Source organism: Neobacillus sp. B24 (assembly GCF_055381825.1).
In genome coordinates this window covers 534,879-555,147 of sequence record NZ_AP035777.1, presented here as the reverse complement: position 1 = coordinate 555,147, position 20,269 = coordinate 534,879, and the positions used below count along the sequence as shown (strand labels likewise).

Annotated in this window: 17 protein-coding genes; 9 read left to right on the top strand and 8 right to left on the bottom strand. The window is 42.4% G+C overall.

Going from position 1 to position 20,269, the window contains the following annotated elements; translation table 11 throughout:
- Positions 1-33: 33 nt before the first annotated feature.
- On the bottom strand, positions 34-801 hold the full coding sequence (locus tag ACZ43M_RS02690; RefSeq protein ID WP_464505947.1) for a YhfC family intramembrane metalloprotease: 768 nt from the start codon (positions 799-801) through the stop codon (positions 34-36).
- 259 nt (positions 802-1,060) lie between these two features.
- Here ACZ43M_RS02690 and ACZ43M_RS02685 point away from each other — a divergent pair, with 259 nt between their 5' ends.
- The 6 genes from ACZ43M_RS02685 to ahpF all read left to right on the top strand — a co-directional run bounded on the left by ACZ43M_RS02685 (position 1,061) and on the right by ahpF (position 7,876).
- Entirely contained in the window at positions 1,061-2,206 is a 1,146-nt protein-coding gene (locus tag ACZ43M_RS02685; protein WP_464505946.1) for an MFS transporter, read from the top strand.
- A 115-nt stretch (positions 2,207-2,321) separates the two neighbouring features.
- On the top strand, positions 2,322-3,293 hold the full coding sequence (locus ACZ43M_RS02680; RefSeq protein ID WP_464507928.1) for an NAD(P)H-dependent flavin oxidoreductase: 972 nt from the start codon (positions 2,322-2,324) through the stop codon (positions 3,291-3,293).
- Positions 3,294-3,418: 125 nt separating this feature from the next.
- Entirely contained in the window at positions 3,419-4,204 is a 786-nt protein-coding gene (locus ACZ43M_RS02675; RefSeq protein ID WP_464505945.1) for a metal-dependent hydrolase, read from the top strand.
- Positions 4,205-4,357: 153 nt separating this feature from the next.
- Positions 4,358-5,401 (top strand): hypothetical protein, encoded by a 1,044-nt coding sequence (locus tag ACZ43M_RS02670; protein ID WP_464505944.1) that lies wholly within the window; start codon positions 4,358-4,360, stop codon positions 5,399-5,401.
- Between the two features lie 319 nt (positions 5,402-5,720).
- On the top strand, positions 5,721-6,281 hold the full coding sequence (ahpC, locus tag ACZ43M_RS02665; protein WP_464505943.1) for an alkyl hydroperoxide reductase subunit C: 561 nt from the start codon (positions 5,721-5,723) through the stop codon (positions 6,279-6,281).
- 14 nt (positions 6,282-6,295) lie between these two features.
- Positions 6,296-7,876 (top strand): alkyl hydroperoxide reductase subunit F, encoded by a 1,581-nt coding sequence (ahpF, locus tag ACZ43M_RS02660; RefSeq protein ID WP_464505942.1) that lies wholly within the window; start codon positions 6,296-6,298, stop codon positions 7,874-7,876.
- A 51-nt stretch (positions 7,877-7,927) separates the two neighbouring features.
- On the opposite strand, the gene ACZ43M_RS02655 is transcribed toward ahpF, so the two are convergent.
- Positions 7,928-8,662 (bottom strand): sulfite exporter TauE/SafE family protein, encoded by a 735-nt coding sequence (locus ACZ43M_RS02655; protein ID WP_464505941.1) that lies wholly within the window; start codon positions 8,660-8,662, stop codon positions 7,928-7,930.
- 191 nt (positions 8,663-8,853) lie between these two features.
- Between ACZ43M_RS02655 and ACZ43M_RS02650 the strand changes: the two genes are divergently transcribed.
- The gene (locus tag ACZ43M_RS02650) at positions 8,854-9,759 is read left to right on the top strand and encodes an SDR family oxidoreductase (RefSeq protein WP_464505940.1); all 906 of its coding nucleotides are present in this window, start codon (positions 8,854-8,856) and stop codon (positions 9,757-9,759) included.
- Between the two features lie 131 nt (positions 9,760-9,890).
- On the opposite strand, the gene ACZ43M_RS02645 is transcribed toward ACZ43M_RS02650, so the two are convergent.
- From ACZ43M_RS02645 to ACZ43M_RS02625, 5 genes are all read right to left on the bottom strand, one after another.
- Positions 9,891-10,883, bottom strand: a complete 993-nt coding sequence (locus ACZ43M_RS02645; protein ID WP_464505939.1) for a LacI family DNA-binding transcriptional regulator — start codon at positions 10,881-10,883, stop codon at positions 9,891-9,893.
- A gap of 4 nt (positions 10,884-10,887) precedes the next feature.
- The gene (locus tag ACZ43M_RS02640; protein WP_464505938.1) at positions 10,888-11,946 is read right to left on the bottom strand and encodes an aldose epimerase family protein; all 1,059 of its coding nucleotides are present in this window, start codon (positions 11,944-11,946) and stop codon (positions 10,888-10,890) included.
- On the bottom strand, positions 11,943-13,439 hold the full coding sequence (gene galT, locus ACZ43M_RS02635) for a UDP-glucose--hexose-1-phosphate uridylyltransferase (RefSeq protein ID WP_464505937.1): 1,497 nt from the start codon (positions 13,437-13,439) through the stop codon (positions 11,943-11,945). Before galT ends, ACZ43M_RS02640 begins: the two co-directional genes overlap by 4 nt.
- A 13-nt stretch (positions 13,440-13,452) precedes the next feature.
- Positions 13,453-14,625 (bottom strand): galactokinase, encoded by a 1,173-nt coding sequence (locus tag ACZ43M_RS02630; protein ID WP_464505936.1) that lies wholly within the window; start codon positions 14,623-14,625, stop codon positions 13,453-13,455.
- Positions 14,626-14,770: 145 nt separating this feature from the next.
- Positions 14,771-15,526 (bottom strand): NRDE family protein, encoded by a 756-nt coding sequence (locus ACZ43M_RS02625; protein ID WP_464507927.1) that lies wholly within the window; start codon positions 15,524-15,526, stop codon positions 14,771-14,773.
- 342 nt (positions 15,527-15,868) lie between these two features.
- Between ACZ43M_RS02625 and ACZ43M_RS02620 the strand changes: the two genes are divergently transcribed.
- The gene (locus ACZ43M_RS02620) at positions 15,869-17,107 is read left to right on the top strand and encodes an IS110 family RNA-guided transposase (RefSeq protein ID WP_464505935.1); all 1,239 of its coding nucleotides are present in this window, start codon (positions 15,869-15,871) and stop codon (positions 17,105-17,107) included.
- Positions 17,108-17,601: 494 nt separating this feature from the next.
- On the top strand, positions 17,602-18,840 hold the full coding sequence (locus ACZ43M_RS02615; protein ID WP_464505251.1) for an IS110 family RNA-guided transposase: 1,239 nt from the start codon (positions 17,602-17,604) through the stop codon (positions 18,838-18,840).
- Positions 18,841-19,046: 206 nt separating this feature from the next.
- Here the strand turns inward: ACZ43M_RS02615 and ACZ43M_RS02610 are convergent, their stop codons facing one another.
- Positions 19,047-20,264 (bottom strand): ATP-binding protein, encoded by a 1,218-nt coding sequence (locus tag ACZ43M_RS02610; RefSeq protein ID WP_464507926.1) that lies wholly within the window; start codon positions 20,262-20,264, stop codon positions 19,047-19,049.
- Between the last annotated feature and the right edge of the window lie 5 nt (positions 20,265-20,269).

Below are 20,269 nucleotides of genomic sequence, written 5' to 3'. Positions count from 1 at the left end.
CCCTTCCGCATAGCGAAAGAGTCCTTGAGTCAATTACTGCAGATGAGGTCTTGCCTTTTTAATTAAAACAAACGCTATAATTCCGCCGATGGCCACGTATAGCTCGAGTAACCACATATTTGTAAAGGCGCCTGTTTGCCAAAATACAAGTGGAAAGTCAAAAGCAGCATGAATCAAAATTGCAAATATGACATAGGAAAATTTCTTTTTCACGACACCGATTAATACCCATAAACTGAAGGCAATCTGCAGGAATGCCGCAAAGAACCGTTCCACTGCACTCAATAAATAGAATGATATTCCCTGACTTAATACTGTATCCTTAATGGCCGCCACCTGGTCGGCAGGTATCTGACTCCCTAATGTGGACTCAAATGTGCCCGAATTAATCAAAACCGCATACGCAATATTTGTACCCATCATCATCAACATCAGGACAACTGCTTCGATGCCGCCCCATCCGATTCCAAATGAGATGCCGCCTTTGTAATCATGATACTTTTTCAACAGCCAAGTGAATAACAGGAACCGGCCAAGTTCTTCAAATGTTCCAGCAGCCATACCACCGTATAATCCAAACAGCACTGGATGGTCGGCGTAGTTTGGAAAAGCGCTGATGACAACAAGGTGCAACACTTTTTCCAAAACCTGAGTAATGACTACAAATCCGATTGCACCAATGATGACCGGCTTAGCCGCAACCCCCGTTCTCTTACGATAATACAAAATCAATCCCACAAATAAAGCAATTGAAAACACAATCGGTACAAACATCGCAACAATCGTTCCAGTACTGACCATACTCTTTCTCCCCCTAAAATTAACCCCTTGTTTTTTATTATTATCATTCTCAATAATGATAATATTATAATTGGTAATATCCGTCAACACCTTTTTTAAAAATATTTTTATATTTTTATAGGGATTAAGTTGGAAACGAACACGCAATACAATAAAAACCCCGCATAAGATAATAGCATTCGGTCATTTTCTGCTTCTTTTGCCCTATCCCCCCACCTCATTCATGTTTCAAAATGACAACAGGAAGGGAGCTTTATAGATGAGGAAAATTTGGCTATTGGGGTTTGGTTTTTTCAGCATTAGTATCGGCTGGTCGTTATACAACGGCTTCGTTCCCTTCTTCCTGAACGATTATCTCGAAAGCACTGCATTAATCGGATTTCTGATGACGATTGATAATTATTTCGCGTTATTTCTGCAGCCTTATATTGGTCACCGCAGCGACACCACCGAGACACGGTTTGGCCGGCGCATGCCTTATTTACTGATTGGGACCCCATTGGCTGCTATATTTATCGCTCTTATTCCCTTCCATACAAACCTGATAACTTTAATTGTTTTTATGGTAGGAATGAATTTATCCATGGCAATTTTCCGTTCTCCGACCATTGCGCTGATGCCTGATATTACTCCGGAGCTGCAGCGGACAAAGGCGAACGGGATCATCAATTTTATGGGCGGACTAGGTGCAATCTTGGCGTTTAGTGTTGGCGCGTTTTTATTTAATATGGCTGAAGCCCTGCCATTTCTGTTGGTTGCGGCCATTTTCCTGGCGGCGTTAACAGTAATTTATAAAAATATTAAAGAAAACCGCGATGCCTTGCCGCAAACGATAACCACTAAGATAAAACTTGATTATAAGAGTGAATTGAACGGCGCTACTATTTTCCTGTTAGCTTCCATTTTCTTTTGGTTTGTGGCCATTCAGGGAATGGAAGCGTTGTTTACCTTGTATGGGGTGAAAGAACTCGGCCTGTCCAAAAGTGCCTCTGCCTTCTCGCTCGCGTTTTTTTCATTAAGCTTCGTCCTATCCTCCATTCCCAGCGGCCTGCTTGGAGCGAAATTTGGCGAGAAAAAAATCATCATCACGGGCATCATTGGATTGTTTATCGTCTTTTCTTTGCTGAATAGTGTTGAATCCTTGATAGTTTTGAGGCTTTTTCTTGTGGTTGGCGGAATGTTCTGGGCCTGTATCAATATTAATGCCTACCCCTTTATAGTCGCCACTGGCAGCCAACAGCGGAATGGAACACGGACTGGATTATATTATCTGGTCTCTTCACTCGCTGCAATCGTCTCCCCGCCAGTTTTGGGCTTGTTGATTGATTTTTGGGGATTCGGGATTTTATTTTTAGCCGCAGCCATCAGCATGATTTTTGCGTTGCTGTGTATTCTTAAGGTGTAGGAAGCATGGTTCTTCCCTACTTAATTTTTATCAACTATTAGGAGCAGGTGTTAATTTCCTCACTTCATCAATGATACTTTATTGCTACAATGTTAAGGTATCCTACAAAATAATGATGAAATGGGGTTTTTGCTTGAATTTCCCACAGTTGAAGATCGGTCACATGATGCCGAAATTTCCCATTATGCAAGGTGGTATGGGCGTAGGAATATCCTTAAGCGGTTTGGCATCAGCTGTTGCAAACGCCGGTGGTATAGGAATTATCTCGGGAACCGGGATTACAGTAGAGGAAATGAGGTCACACATCAGGACGGCCAGAGAACAAATTGAGAGGTCCGGCTATATTGGGGTTAACGTGCTTTTTGCTATGAGTGATTTCGCTGAAAAAATGAAAGCAGCTATTGAAGAAAAGGTCGATTTCATCATCTCAGGGGCGGGAATCTCAAGGGATATGTATGCTTGGGGTAAGGAAGCAGGGATCCCTGTAATTTCCATTGTTTCCTCAGCCAGACTTGCGAAAATGTCGGAGCGTCTTGGGGCCTCAGCGGTTGTTGTCGAAGGTCATGAAGCGGGCGGACATCTCGGAACTGACCGGCCTATGTTAGAGATTTTGCCTGAAGTAGTGGAAGCAGTGAAGATTCCTGTGATTGCCGCAGGCGGGATTATGAACGGTGAAGACTTAGCGCGAGTCTTAAAGATGGGTGCATCCGGAGTACAAATGGGGACGCGGTTTGTTGCCAGTGAAGAATGTGATGCACCGCTATCCTTTAAAGAAAAATACGTACATGCCCGCAAGGAAGATTTGATTTTGGTAAAAACAACGGTTGGACTTCAAGGGCGTGCAATCAAAAACCATTTTACTGACCTGATTTCAGATGAAAAAAAGGTGAAAATAAAGAAATGTATTGATTGCCTGAAGAATTGCTCTTATCGGTTTTGCACAATGGATTCCTTGGTTACTTCAATGAATGGTGATTGCGAAAACGGCCTTGTCTTTGCTGGGGCAAGAGTGCACGAAATCAAAGAAATCCTTCCCGTAAAAACCATTATCAACAACATCATGAATGAATATAAAGCTTGCATGTAATGAAAGGTACCTGGCCTAAAGATAATCCCCCTTTAGGACCGGTACCTTTTTTGTACGCCTCTATAACTTGGTATATTTTTCCCATTTATAAATAGATTGTAATAAAAACTATTAGGGGTGTTTTAATGAAAATAACTCGGCTTGGGCATGCCATGTATCTTTTTAAAAGCAATGAAGGAAGAAACTATTTAATCGATCCCTTTTTTGATTTAAATCCCGGGTTTCCTCCGCATTTGGATACAGTCGATTTCTACAAATCTATTGACTGTGTATTCTTAACCCATGGCCATTTCGATCATTCCAGCGGTCTCTCTAAGCTCGTTGCCCACAAGGAGGACATCATGATTGTGGCACAGTATGAGCTGGCGTTAATCCTGCTTCAAAAGGGCATGAAAAATGTGCTTCCAATCAATACGGGCGGAACTGTTTCACTTAGTGATGTTGCGGTAACAATGGTACCGGCCAAACACACTTCCTCTTACGGTGAAACAGAAGGCCCGCCTGTTTATGCAGGTGAGGCAGCAGGCTATATTTTTGACTTTCATCATGATTACACAGTTTACCACTCGGGCGATACCGCATTGATGTCCGACATGAGGCTGATTCAAGATGTCTACGATCCTGAAATTGCCATCCTTTCTTCATCTGGGCTTTTCACCATGGGGCCGAAGGAAGCTGCATTTGCCGTTAAACATTTATTAAAAGTAAAGTATGTCATCCCGAGTCACACCTTCCCATCAAATGAGACAGCACCTTCACCAGAATCTCTGACCCAGCTGCTGCAAGCCTTCCCTGTGGTTGGCTATATGATTGATAAAGACCACGAGTTAAGAGAACTATTAAAGGATTATTCCAAAACAGATGTCGTCACACTTGGCTATGGTGAGGAAAGAGAATTTCATAAACGCTAGTATGATGTGATTTAGTGAACGGTTCTGTGCTTCCAATTTTGGAATTGCAGAACCGTCTTTTTGTTAAGAGTAAAAATTATTACTCCGAAGAGTAACGTTTTGTTGCTTTACAAAGTAAAATATATTACCATATAAAGTAAGGAGGTGGAAATTTTGGATAATTTACGATTAAATGTATCACTGCTGCGCAGGAGGGTACCAAACCTGACAAGTGCAGCTAAATCAGTTGGCCTGCGTCCAGCCACCGTTTCCAACTTGTGTACCGGGAAAATTCCCATCGGACGCGCTGAAATTCGTACCTTGGTGACACTGGCCTCATTGGCCCAATGCAGTTTGGATGAATTGATACTACGGGGGGAGTCGGTAGAAATGATTGAAACGAAAATAAAGACGCTTGATTTATTTGCACCTATCGCAAAAGGCGGAACTGTCGGATTAGTGGCACGGCCTGGAATGGGTCAGCTAGTCGTGCTGGGTGAGTTATACTATCGTCTAAAGAAACAAGGCTATTCCATCATTTTGCTGCAACCGGAAGGAGATCATCCGGAAATAAATGATATTACGGATGATGTTGATGCCATTGTCGATTCTATCGATAAGGCTTTTGAACAAATTGTTTCGCTTGGAAAGAATAATGATGTTATTTTTACAGCAGATCGCACACATGTACTCACTGGTGAAATTTATCAACTCCAAGAACAACTCCACAATACCAACATCCAATCAGTGACAACCTTTCTTCTCGACTTGAAGGGTGGTGCTGTAGACGAAGACCTTCCTTATGGTCCTCTTGAAACATTATTTCAGTTTGACCTTGACCTTGCAGCACGGCATAAATTCCCTGCGGTCAACCCTATCTACTCTACTTCTTCCGTATTGGAAGGCGCGCATCTGGACCAAAACCATCTATCCATTCAACAACGTGCGCAAAAACTGCTGCGCCGCTACCGGGAATTGCGCTCTTTGGTTAACGTTAGGGGGCTGGACGGGATTCCAGCCGCTGAACTGGAGACCTACAACCGCGGTGAAAGATTGGAAGCCTATCTCACCCAGCCGTTCTATGTTGCGGAAGCGTACACCGGAATAAAGGGGGAATCCGTTGAACTTAAAGACACACTAAATGATGTTCGAAAAATCCTGGACGGCGGAACGGATGCGGAAGAGTTAAAGTCATTGACGTTTATAGGGAAATTGTGAAAGGAAGCAGGGGACGGTTCTTTTGACCACTCCCCTGCTTCCTTTTATTGAGAATTGATATTACTAATTGAAATTAGCATTCTACTATTAAAACTCTTTTTTTATTTTTTAAAAGAGAGTATATCAATCCTATAAAAAACCTAAAATAGTAGCGTATAGATTATGGATAATTGGAGGTTGAAAAATTAAAGGGTCTATCGCTTGACAATTTACGACAAAATATATAATAATATGTATCGTATTAGAATTATTTTAAATAACTAATTATTAAAAGAAAGTAATTAGTTACTATATAACCTATCTAGGAGGAAGATTTAACATGTCTTTAATTGGAAAAGAAGTACAACCATTCGTAGCACAAGCTTACAAAAACGGAGATTTTGTCAGTGTATCTGATGAAACTTTCAAAGGTCAATGGAGCATTCTTTGCTTCTACCCAGCAGACTTTACATTCGTTTGCCCTACTGAGCTTGAAGACCTGCAAAACCAATATGGTACTCTAAAGGACCTTGGCGTTGAAGTATACTCTTGTTCAACCGATACTCATTTTACACATAAAGCATGGCACGATCATTCACCAGCCATCAGCAAAATTCAATACACAATGATTGGCGACCCTTCACACAAAATTTCTACTTTATTCGATGTTTTAGATGACGAAGGTCTTGCTCAACGCGCCACTTTCATCATCGATCCAGATGGTGTTGTACAAGCTATGGAAATTAACGCAGACGGTATCGGCCGTGACGCAAGCACACTTGTTAACAAAATCAAAGCAGCACAATATGTACGCAAAAATCCAGGCGAAGTTTGCCCTGCTAAATGGCAAGAAGGCGGAGAAACACTTAAGCCAAGCCTTGACCTTGTCGGCAAAATTTAAGGAGCTAGATCAAAATGATACTAGATGCAGATATAAAAGCGCAATTAGCTCAATATCTTCAATTATTAGAAGGCGACGTTCTGCTTAAAGTCAGCGCAGGTTCCGATGATGTTTCCCGCGAGATGCTGGCACTTGTAGATGAACTTGTGTCTATGTCACCTAGAATTAAACTAGAAAAAACAACATTAGAAAGAACACCAAGCTTTAGCGTGAACCGTATTGGAGAGGAAACCGGAGTCACTTTTGCCGGTGTTCCTCTTGGACACGAATTTACTTCATTAGTATTGGCACTCCTGCAAGTAAGCGGACGCGCTCCTAAGGTTGATCAAAAAGTCATTGACCAGGTGAAAAACCTGAAAGGTGAATACCACTTTGAAACGTATGTCAGCTTAACATGTCATAACTGCCCTGATGTTGTCCAAGCACTAAACGCAATGAGTGTCCTTAATCCTGGCATTACTCATACGATGATTGATGGTGCGGCATATAAAGCTGAAGTTGAAAGCAAGAATATCATGGCAGTACCGACTGTGTTCCTTAATGGAGAATCTTTCGGGGGCGGCCGGATGTCACTTGAAGAAATCCTTGCCAAGATGGGCAGCACCGCTGATGCATCAGAGTTTGAAGGCAAAGAGCCATATGATGTGCTTGTCGTTGGCGGCGGCCCGGCTGGTTCGAGTGCAGCTATCTATGCGGCTCGTAAAGGTATTCGTACAGGTATCGTGGCTGAGCGCTTTGGCGGTCAGATTATGGATACGCTCGGCATTGAGAACTTCATCGGTACGAAATATACCGAAGGTCCGAAGCTTGCGGCCAGTCTTGAAGAGCATGTGAAAGAATACAACGTCGATGTCATGAATTTACAGCGTGCCAAACGTCTGGAGAAGAAAGACTATATCGAGGTTGAACTGGAAAATGGTGCTGTTTTAAAAAGCAAAACCGTCATCCTGTCAACAGGTGCCCGCTGGCGTAATGTCAACGTTCCTGGTGAAGCGGAGTTCAAAAACAAAGGCGTGGCTTATTGCCCTCACTGTGATGGTCCTTTATTTGAAGGAAAAGACGTTGCCGTTATTGGCGGCGGAAACTCTGGTATTGAAGCGGCCATTGACCTAGCGGGGATTGTCAAGCATGTAACGGTTATTGAATTTGCTCCGGAACTGAAGGCAGATTCTGTCCTGCAAGATCGACTATTTAGTATGCCAAATGTAACGGTAATTAAAAACGCTCAAACCAAGGAAATTACCGGTACTGATAAGGTCAACGGGATTACCTATATTGACCGTGCAACAGGCAAAGAGCACCACGTTGAATTACAAGGTGTATTTGTTCAGATTGGCCTTGTACCTAATACCGATTGGTTAGATGATACGTTTGAAAAAACCCGTATGGGTGAAATCGTTGTCGACAAGCATGGTGCAACCAGCGTTCCTGGTGTATTTGCCGCAGGTGACTGTACTGACAGCGCCTATAAGCAAATCATCATTTCGATGGGATCTGGTGCAACGGCTTCACTTGGTGCATTCGATTATATCATCCGAAACGATTGGTCGAACGCCGATGCAGGCAGTCAGAAAAAAGAAAAAGTTCATCAATAATTGATGGAAAAAGGGAATTGGATTTTTGTTCAATTCCCTTTTATATTGAAGCTAGATTACCTTCTCGACTATGATTTGAAGAATCAATCCGACTGTGACGACTCTTAGGATCGGCTTTATAAATTTCGGCTGCAATTTTTCAGCAATCCGTACACCGATTTGTGCTCCTGTCAGGGAACCGAGCAAAAGAGCCAGCGTTAGCGGCCAAATTATTTTTCCCGTGGCGATGTAAGTAAGCGCTGCACCAAAACAGCTCGAAAAAGTGGCCAGGCGGACCAAACCGACCGCCTTGATGTAGGCGATACTCAAAAATCCGAACAAATATAACATTAGCGTCCCCTGCCCCGGACCAAACAGGCCGTCATAAATTCCAATGCCATAGAGACCGGGCACGCTGATTTTGTTTGCTTTCAGACTCTCTTGGCCTGCAAAGTTCCCTTTCTTATTAAACGATGTGATGAACGCAAAAAATAAGAGAATAATAGCGATGATATACAAATTTTCTGCCGATATCCTTGAAGCAATAAAACCGCCGCTTGCCCCGCCGCCAAGGCTGACAGGGATAATCCACCACGCTTCCTTTAGCGAGATTTCTTTCTTTTTATATAGATGATAGAAGCTAGAAAAAGAACTTATTGTATTCGAAACTTTATTCGCACCAATCGCGGAGTGGACCGGCAGTCCTAAAAGCAACATGGCCGGTAGACTAATTAATCCGCCTCCACCTGCCAATGTTCCAATTGTTGTCGCACAAATTCCAATGATAAATAGAGCAATGTATTCCATGTACTGCACCCCCTTGTTCCTTTCATTTACAGTATATTCCTGTTAGGGCGATAAATAAATTTCATAGTTTTTAAGAAAAACAATAAGAAAAACTTATTTAGGGGATAGAGATGTGCTTTTGTTTTAGTACTGTCACTCCCGGAGCATCTTGGAATATAGTGTTCTAGATGAACGCCTAAGGAGGTACTTACATGAGAGACTATCCGATATATCCATACTACGGCAAAGAAACAAAATGTGAGGAGCAGCCGCTGGCTTTTCCGGCGCAGCATCAGGACCAGCAGCCTGGTCTTGAATACTTAATGGACCCAAGACCAATATCCGAGAATCCGAATTATAAAGGGAGTGGAAGGCTCGAGGGCAAGATTGCCATCATAACCGGAGGTGACAGCGGGATTGGCCGCGCTGTTGCCTACGCTTTTGCCAAGGAAGGAGCAGATATCGCGATCGCCTATCTCTATGAGGAGCGAGATGCAGAGGAAACCAAGGCAAGAGTGGAGGAAATTGGCAGACGCTGCTTGGCCATCCCTGCAGACTTGCGCTTTAAAGAGAATTGCACCAAGGTTGTTGGACAGGTGTTGCAAACATTTGGAAAGCTGGATATTCTCGTTAACAATTGTGCTGTTCAATACCCACAGGACCGGTTGACAGATATCACGGAGCAGCAGTTGATTCATACCTTTGCAACCAATATTTTTTCGTATTTCTTTATGACTCAGGCGGCAATGTCCCACCTTAAAGAAGGAAGTTCGATTATTAACACTGCTTCCATTACTGCTTATCGGGGTGAAAAAACATTAATCGACTACTCCGCTACCAAGGGGGCCATCGTATCCTTTACACGTTCATTCTCCCAATCGATCGTTGAACAGGGAATCCGAGTCAATGCGGTTGCCCCAGGCCCCATCTGGACTCCGCTTATTCCAGCATCATTTTCCGCCGAGCATGTCACAACCTTTGGTACTGATGTACCGATGAAACGAGCTGGCCAGCCCTTTGAACTCGCCCCTGCCTACGTCTACCTCGCCAGCGATGACTCCAGATATGTCACTGGCCAAACCCTGCACGTCAACGGGGGCGACTTTATCACCTCATAACAGAAACAGAGTAGCAAACAAACGTTGAGAAAAGAGCTACAAAAAGGCGAAATTGTCCACCCCAGATGGACAATTTCGCCTTCCTTAATAGTTTTCCTGCTTTTTCTTTTTTTTCTATCGATTTTGCTTTTTTATAGGCTGCTATTTCTAATGATGAGTTTTGTGGATATGGTTATTTTTTTGGGTATTTGCCTGCCTTGTATTCGTTCTAATAGCGTATCAACGGCGGTCTCTCCCATTAGTTCAGTATGAACCTTCACCGTGCTTAAGGCGGGGAATACATATTTCGAGACACTTATATCGTTAACACCGATCACGTTCACACGTTCCGGTACAGAGATTCCCGCTTCAAGCAGCGCCCTTAAGGCCCCGATTGCAAGCGGGTCATTCCCGGCAAAGAACGCGGTCGGCAGGTTGTCCCCATGTTCCTGTATGGCTTTTTTCATAAGCGAATAGCCACTGTCCACTGAAAACGTCCCCGTATACATAAAGACTTCATTTAACAGTCCATGTTCCGCTAAATGCCGCTTAAAAGCCCGCTCCCGTGGATCTTCAATGGCTGAGGTTTGGTCTTTAAACTCCTCCCTGCCCCCAAGATAGCCAATTTGTTTATGACCCTTATCCAGCAAATAGTCAAGGACCTTTACGGTAGCATGTTCAAAATCAGCGACAACAGAATCAAACTGCTCTTCATCAGGGGAGAAATCGACAAACACAATATTTTGCGTAACAGAGGAGAGTTCATCAACCTGCTTATGACTATATTTCCCGATGGCAATCAGTCCTTGAATCTCTTCCTGTTTTAATTCCTCCAAGCTCTCCTGAAAGTATTTGACCACTCCCATTCCATGCTGCCTGCAGCGATTTTCCACGCCTAATCGAATGGACATGTAATATAAATCCTCAAGCTCTTCCTTTTCGGTATACCACTGAAAAAGAACTATCTTCCCAAGCTCTGGCTTGCGGCCACCTGCTTTTTTCTTATAATCCAGTTCTTCTGCCGCTTCAAAAATTCGTTTTTTCGTTTCATCGCTGACAGACAGGGTATTATCGTAATTCAGCACCCTTGAGACAGTGGCGATCGATACACCTGCTTTTGTTGCAATATCTTTAATTGTTGCCATTTTTTCAAACTCCTATTTTATTAGAAAAAAACCGATACTTCGTTGTTGTATAATATTCTTTCCCCGGATTCAAAACAACAGACGGAAAATCCGGTTGGTGGACGGCATCCGGCAGCCCCTGTGTTTCCAGACATACACCCAAATAGTTCTTTGCGATGATACCCGATATCGAATACGGCCCCTCAAGGTAATTTCCCGTATAAACAACTACACTAGGCTGATCTGTTGTCACCAAAAGTGACCTGCCGCTTTCTTTATCACTTAACGTGATTGTATTTTCCCCGGGTTTGTTAAAAACGAGCGGATGGTCGTACCCGTTTCCGGCCAGAACATTTTGCGGATGAGACGATTTGATACCAGACTGAAGTAAACGCCCTTGATTAAAATCAAATGGAGTTCCCTTTGAGTTGAGCATCTTCCCAGTAGGAATCAAATCAGGTCCAAGTTCCAGAAAAGAATCACTTTCCACTTGAAGAATATGCTCACAGCAATCCCGTTTCACATTGCCGCTTAAATTAAAATACGAGTGATTCGTTAAGTTTACCGGTGTTTTTCTATCTGTTTTCGCCTGATAAGTAATGGTCAACTCATTACTATTGGACAAAAGATAGATAATACTAGTATCCAGATTTCCTGGATACCCTTCTTCGCCGTCCTGACTTAGATAAGAAAAACGTAAACCAATTGCATCGTCTTGTTGAATGCGCTCCGTTTGCCAAATAACGGAGTTAAACCCCTGCTTTCCGCCATGCAAATGGTTCGGGTCCTCATTGGCAGCCAGTTGATATTCTTCTCCATCAAGTTCAAACTTGGCGTCCTTAATCCGCCCTGCCACCCGGCCCACCACCGCACCGAAGTATGGCGACAATTCCAAGTAATCATCAAAGTTATCAAAGCCAAGAACCACATTTTCAAAATTATTGTTGCGGTCAGGTACGATAATTTTTGTAATCACACAACCGTAATTCAGACAAGATACCGACATTCCTGAATCATTGGTTAACGTATATTCCAACACGGGCTCCCCATGGTAATGGCCAAATACTGTGTCTACGATTTTCATAGGTTCCCCCCTCCGCTTATTGTTTGAATAAATCGGCGAAACCCGGCAGTTCCCGCTTCATCCCGTTTAAACACACCGGCATCCTCTAATACTCTCAAAAACTTCATCCCTACTTCTTCTCTGACTAATGTTTCGATATTGGATTCGTTCGCTGCATTGCCTAAACGCGTCTTTAACTGTTCCGCCCATTCCAAATGATAAGCAGCCACAGCACTTGGTTTTCCAAGGATATACTTCTCAACTTCCGCCAGTTCATCCTTTAATCGTGCAGGCAGTACGGCAAGTCCCATGACCTCAATTAACCCGATGTTTTCCTTCTTAATATGATGAACATCAGCATGAGGGTGGAATATTCCCAGCGGATGTTCCGCATTCGTGCGGTTATTCCGCAGCACCAAGTCCAGTTGGAATAGGTCACCGGCTTTGCGGGCAATCGGAGTAATTGTATTATGTGGAGTCTCTCCTGTCCTGGCGATAATATCAAGTGATGGGTCGCTGTAATTTTTCCAATTTATCAGTATGTGTTCGCCTGCCTCTACAAGCGAGTGAATTCGCCTAGATTGAAGACGAATCACGGACATCGGCCATTTGACAACAGCACCTGAAACATCAGGAAACCTTGCCATTCCAAAGGTCCAATCATCCGATGCTTTTGCCATCGCAAACTGATAATGGCCCCCCTGATAATGCTCATGGGATAAAATCGAGCCGCCAACGATGGGAATATCGGCATTCGAGCCTAAAAAATAGTGCGGAAATTGCTCGACAAACGACAACAGGCGCAAAAAGGTCGTCGGACTGATTTTCATCTCTGTATGCTCTTCAGATAACAGGATACAGTGCTCGTTGTAGTAAACATACGGTGAATACTGCAAATACCAAGGCGCCCCCAGCAGGTTCAAGCGAATCGTTCGGTGGTTCGAGCGGGCCGGATGTCCAATTCTGCCGGCGTAGCCCTCATTTTCAACACAAAGCAGGCATTTCGGGTAGGATGTTTGCCTCACCTGACGTTCCCTTGCGATACTTTTCGGGTCTTTTTCCGGCCTTGATAAATTGATCGTTATATCCAACTCGCCATATTCTGTGGGAGCCTTGTATACGATATTTTTCTGAATCTGCTTCATTTGAATGTAGTTGCTATTTTTACTTAACTCGTAAAAATACCTTGTTGCATCCTCCGGGCTCTGCAAATATTTTTCAAAAAATTTGCGATTGACCTCTGATGGTCTTGCTATTAAACAGTTCATGATTTTGCTCGCGAAAATCTCTCTTTCATCAAAAATATCCTCAACAATTCCTTGCTCACAGGCGTAATCAATAATCATTTCAAGTAGATCGGGAATCTCCAGATGGGTTTCTTGAGTACTTTCCACAAACTCCGTCAGGTGCAACAGTGACAGGATTTGGTTGCGGGCATAGATTTCATCCTCCTGCGCCAAGAGTTTGGCGGCAAGCGCTTGATTAAGCAGCTGCTGAATCCGTTGATGAATCATCCTCTTCACCCTCTCATACCATTTCTAATTCTTTTGCCCCGTCACCAATGCTCGCAACATAGAATTCTGCCTCATAGCCAATCTTATCTTTATAAGCAGCACCGACATTCTCTATAAAACTTTCAACTGTTTCATTAGCAACGATTGCGATTGCACAGCCGCCAAAACCGGCACCCGTCATCCGTGCACCAAGAACTCCCGGTTGATTCCAGGCAGCTTCTACTAAACGATCCAATTCGACTCCGGTCACCTCATAGTCGTCTCGCAGTGAGACATGTGATTGGTTCATCAACTGACCGAAGGCAATCAAATTTCCAGCCTTTAATTCCTCAAGTGCCTTGATTGTTCTCCTATTTTCATAGACTGCATGCTTTGCCCGCTTGCGGACAGTTTCATTGGTAATCAGATATTTGCTCTCCTCAAACTCTTGTTGGGAAAGCTGCCCAAGTGCTTCGATTGGGAGCCTTTGCTGCAGCTGGCTTAGTGCCTCTTCACATTCACCACGGCGTTCATTGTATTTCGAATCCGCTAACTCCCTGCGTTTGTTTGTATTCATAATAATGATTTTGTGGTTTTCAAGTTGAATTGGGGCGTATTCATACTTAAGAGTCTGGCAATCTAACAGAATACCCGCATTCTTTTTGCCCATGCCAATGGCAAACTGATCCATAATCCCGCTGTTTACCCCGATAAATTCATTTTCGACCCGCTTGCCAAGCTTGATTAACTCCAAGGTAGGGATCTCTAACTGGAACAGCCCTTTTATTAAAACTCCTGTCAGCATTTCAATTGAAGCAGAAGACGATAGTCCGGCACCATTGGGGATATTCCCTTTAATGACGCACTCGAATCCATTGGGGATTCCGTAGCCCGCCTCCTTTATATAGCGAATCATCCCCTTGGGATAGTTACCCCAATTATGAGCCTTGTCGTAGTCCAACTCCTGTAAGCTAAATTCAATAATCCCTTTATCCGGAAAATTTTCGGAGTACACACGAACAAGCTGGTCTTCCCGTTTTCGGGCAACAGCATAGGTCCCATAGGTAATCGCACAAGGAAAAACATGACCGCCGTTATAGTCGGTATGTTCCCCGATTAAATTAATCCTGCCAGGTGCGAAAAACGTTTTTTCGGGTAAAGTTTTAAATACAGCTTGGAATGTTTCATTCAATGCAGTTACGTTCATATTGGGTATCCTCCTGCATACTATTATGCTTTTATTTTACTCCCCACAGGTAAAACTCCGCAATTGTTTTAGTAAAAGTTTTACTAAAATCGAAATAAAAAAAATGCAGCTATTCCCTTTAATAGGAATCCACTGCATTTAATCTTCATATTTGAAGCGTAAATTTTTGTTGCTTCACTTCATCCTTCGTAAAAACCCGCTCAATGTATTGAACTACATTTCCATCCATCAACATGACGGTGGAGCTTCTGGTACCATAGTGCTCACTGCTGATAAATAACGGCGACAGCATTCGCTCCATCTCCAATGAAACCCCAGTCTTTGGCAGCATTTCATCAGGAGCAGGGTCAGCGCTTTGCAGCAGAGAGAATAGCTCGTCGATCAGAATTTCCTGTTTGCCATGCATCACTTTTGATAATTGCTCCTTGCCTTTTTGCACCTTCGGCCATTCGGTATTTAACAAATGATTGCTGACGCCATATATCCCCGGCTCAAGTTTTTGAAGTTCTCCGCCAATATTAGAATAGTAGTAAAGTTCATTTTGGTCTCCAGCTAGCAAGTTGTAGCCTGGATAGAGATCCTTTTTTTCCAAAAGTTCTTTCATGTATTCTTGCACATTGCCATTATACAAAAGCGCATCAGCGACCAGTTCTCCTCGCGAACGCTTCCCTTCGGCTACTTCCTGGGGATTGCGGTAGTTCGTTAACGCGGCAAACCGTCCTGTTTTGGTGACTCCCATCCACGTACCCATTTTTTCAAGGTCACGCCCAGCAAGAATTTCAGGATGGTCCTCCCAGTAATGGGCCGGAGCAGTCTCCCTTTTGTATACCTCATCACGGTTTGCCGCCACGATTAATTTATAAACAGGATGCACCTTATAAGCAAACAAAATTAAACACATCGCCACCACAGCCTTTTTGAAAAATTTACCTTCTTTTATTTTATCCCGCCACCTCTAAGATTTACTATGTTTCTGCTCAATTAAACAAACGTTCGTAATATAAGGTTAGCCAGATTTTTCTGGTTGACCTTTTTCTTATTAGTCTTATTATAGCGGTAGTCGGGGTAGAACGGCTCAAACGTGGGACTTGATCCCGAAATCAAAACTGTTCACCCCCTACTTGTATGAACATGTTTCGGGCTGGTTGGGACGCAGATCCCGTTTAACAAGCGAACCTATGACATTACAAGGAGCTTTAGGGGTTACCGACTAATACTATATTTTGGAGGGGGAGATTAAGTCATGAATCCAGTCGTAGGTCTGGATGTAGCAAATGGGGAAAGCCAAGTTCAGGGCTTTTTAGATAAGGGGAAACCGTATCGTAAGGGATTTAGTTTTAAACATAATCTTGATGGCCTGGGGAAGTTATTGAGATTCCTTAAAGAACTTGAAAAAATAACAGGTGGTCATCAACCTTCGGTTGTGTTGGAATCGACAGGTCATTATCATACTCCTGTTGTTCATTTTTTGGAGGAACAGAACTATGTCTATATTATTGTGAACCCACTTATTTCTCATAGAGCTAAAAGTTCAAGTCCTAGAAAGGTAAAAACGGATGCGATTGATGCTTACCATTTATGTGAATTGTATTATAAAGAGGAATTAGAGCCCCACAAAAAGCGTGGAATACAACTTTTAAACCTTCGAAATCTTACAAGGCAACAAGAGTCTTTAGCTGAAGTAGCAGCTCAAACAAAGTTACAATTTCACGCTATTTTGGATCAGGTTTTTCCTGAGTTTAAAGGTGTATTCGGGAGTTTATTTTCAAAGGTTTCATTGCTTACTCTTCTAGCTTTTCCAACTTCTGAAGCGGTGTTAAGTGCAAGCGAGTGTGAAATAGCAGCTAAGATTACCTCACTGTGCCATAGTCGCTCGAAAAAATGGGCAAAAGAAAAGGCCCAAGCATTAAGAAATGCGGCCCTTCGTAACCCGTTTCAAAAAAACTTATATCAGAGTCATATTATCAATATCGAAATACTGGCAAATATAATTCTTCAATACCAAGAGCATCTATCGAAGTTACAAGCAGAAATAGATGCCCTAGCTAAAGAATTTGAAGAATATAAGATTATCCAGTCTATCCCTGGGATCGGAGAAAAAATCGCCGCCACGATTATTTCCGAAATTGGAGAGATAGATCGGTTTAATCACGCAAAAAAGCTGATAGCATTCGCAGGAGTCGATCCAAGTGTTTATTCCTCAGGTAAATTTACCGCCTCGAAAAACCGTATCACTAAACGAGGTTCTATCAGGCTCAGACATGCTTTATATCTGGCAGTTCAAAGTGGGATACGTGATTCTCGTAGGAAGAAAACAACAGAAGAAATCATCCCACGTAACAAAAGGTTAAGAGCTTTTTATGACAAAAAGCGAGACGAAGGAAAACCTTATAGAGTAGCTGTCATTGCCTGTGTTAATAAGTTATTACATTGGATTTATGCCTTACTAAAAAGCAAAACAAATTTCCATGATATGGATTAAATCCTATATATAACTAAATAAAACAAAACCTTCCAGTATAGTAGTGAGGGAAGGTTATTTGGCATGCTTATTTTTAGTATAACACGTGTATTTTTAACTTTTTACTGAAAAATGTTGACAAACTATTAGCTGGTTTTAATTAGTTTCGGTAGTGCTTCAATCAAATGTTTGATTAGTATATCCCATTTGATTTCCCTCTTACGGATAACATGATATCCTCGTGGTTTCGAAGTTATCCAAACGTTCGTAATATAAGGTTAGCCAGATTTTTCTGGTTGACCTTTTTCTTATTAGTCTTATTATAGCGGTAGTCGGGGTAGAACGGCTCAAACGTGGGACTTGATCCCGAAATCAAAACTGTTCACCCCCTACTTGTATGAACATGTTTCGGGCTGGTTGGGACGCAGATCCCGTTTAACAAGCGAACCTATGACATTACAAGGAGCTTTAGGGGTTACCGACTAATACTATATTTTGGAGGGGGAGATTAAGTCATGAATCCAGTCGTAGGTCTGGATGTAGCAAATGGGGAAAGCCAAGTTCAGGGCTTTTTAGATAAGGGGAAACCGTATCGTAAGGGATTTAGTTTTAAACATAATCTTGATGGCCTGGGGAAGTTATTGAGATTCCTTAAAGAACTTGAAAAAATAACAGGTGGTCATCAACCTTCGGTTGTGTTGGAATCGACAGGTCATTATCATACTCCTGTTGTTCATTTTTTGGAGGAACAGAACTATGTCTATATTATTGTGAACCCACTTATTTCTCATAGAGCTAAAAGTTCAAGTCTTAGAAAGGTAAAAACGGATGCGATTGATGCTTACCATTTATGTGAATTGTATTATAAAGAGGAATTAGAGCCCCACAAAAAGCGTGGAATACAACTTTTAAACCTTCGAAATCTTACAAGGCAACAAGAGTCTTTAGCTGAAGTAGCAGCTCAAACAAAGTTACAATTTCACGCTATTTTGGATCAGGTTTTTCCTGAGTTTAAAGGTGTATTCGGGAGTTTATTTTCAAAGGTTTCATTGCTTACTCTTCTAGCTTTTCCAACTTCTGAAGCGGTGTTAAGTGCAAGCGAGTGTGAAATAGCAGCTAAGATTACCTCACTGTGCCATAGTCGCTCGAAAAAATGGGCAAAAGAAAAGGCCCAAGCATTAAGAAATGCGGCCCTTCGTAACCCGTTTCAAAAAAACTTATATCAGAGTCATATTATCAATATCGAAATACTGGCAAATATAATTCTTCAATACCAAGAGCATCTATCGAAGTTACAAGCAGAAATAGATGCCCTAGCTAAAGAATTTGAAGAATATAAGATTATCCAGTCTATCCCTGGGATCGGAGAAAAAATCGCCGCCACGATTATTTCCGAAATTGGAGAGATAGATCGGTTTAATCACGCAAAAAAGCTGATAGCATTCGCAGGAGTCGATCCAAGTGTTTATTCCTCAGGTAAATTTACCGCCTCGAAAAACCGTATCACTAAACGAGGTTCTATCAGGCTCAGACATGCTTTATATCTGGCAGTTCAAAGTGGGATACGTGATTCTCGTAGGAAGAAAACAACAGAAGAAATCATCCCACGTAACAAAAGGTTAAGAGCTTTTTATGACAAAAAGCGAGACGAAGGAAAACCTTATAGAGTAGCTGTCATTGCCTGTGTTAATAAGTTATTACATTGGATTTATGCCTTACTAAAAAGCAAAACAAATTTCCATGATATGGATTAAATCCTATATATAACTAAATAAAACAAAACCTTCCAGTATAGTAGTGAGGGAAGGTTATTTGGCATGCTTATTTTTAGTATAACACGTGTATTTTTAACTTTTTACTGAAAAATGTTGACAAACTATTAGCTGGTTTTAATTAGTATAGTCTATTAAAACAAAAGGCGAAGGAACCCTCACTGAGGAGCTTCACTTCGCCTTTTCCCTTACTGTTCTAACGGCAATCTTATTTCTACTAGGGTTCCTTCGTTTTCTTTGCTGTGGTAGGTGATTGTGCCATGGTGCTGCTTGATAATTTTATGACAGATCATGATGCCGAGTCCTGTTCCCTTTTCTTTTAAACTGTAGAACGGCTCGCCCAAACGCGGCAGCAGCTCTTCTGGAATGCCGCAGCCATGGTCCTTGACCGAAACAACGCATTCACCCGGGGTACCGTTTTGAAGCTGAACCAGTATTTCTCCGCCCTCTGGCATCGCCTCCATGGCATTTTTAAAGATATTCAGGAACACTTGCCTCAGCTGATTTTTTTCACAAGTTATATAAAACGGCGATTCATCTGAGACCATTTGAAACTGAATTCCGTTCATCAATGCTTGCGGGGAGAGCAGCTCCATTGTATTTTGAATCAGCTCCCGCAAATTTGCGGTGACCAGCTTAACCGCCTGCGGTTTGCCCAACGTGAGCATTTCGCTCGTGATCGTTTCAATCCTCTCAAGCTCACCCAGCAGCAATTCACTATACTCAAAATTACTATTTGTCGACTTGTGAAGCTGGATAAATCCCTTTATCGTTGTCAACGGATTGCGGATTTCATGAGCGATTCCTGCCGCAAGCTCACCAACAATCGATAGTTTTTCAGATTGAAGCAGGATTTCCTCTGATTTTTTCCGTTCAGAAATATCACGGCTAATAATGACGATATGTTCGACAGCCTGATTTTCTCCTTCAACGGGGACGCAACGGGACTCAAATTCAAGCCAGATGCCATCCTTGTGCCGAAAGCGAAATTCCATCGCTTGCGACTCTTTCGATTGGAACATGCCCTGAATAGTATTTCTAAACATCTCGATATCATCAGGATGAATGAAACAGCATAATTCTTTGCCCTCTAATTCAGACATATCATAACCCAAAACAAGCTGATGTGACGGGGAAAAGTAGCTGATCGCATGCTGCTTATCCATTACCTTGATCAAGTCGGAGGTATTTTCCGCGATAAGGCGATACTTGGATTCGCTCTCCTCTACCATTTTATACGTTTCTAGCAGCCTATTATTTAACCGATACAGCTTTAGATACGACTCAATTAGTAAAACGCCCAAGATCACACCCAACATAACAAACAGAATGTATTGGAAATGGAACATCGGCTTGTCTGGAAAGACATTAAAAATGATTGGGACATCAATGATGTAAACAATCATATAAA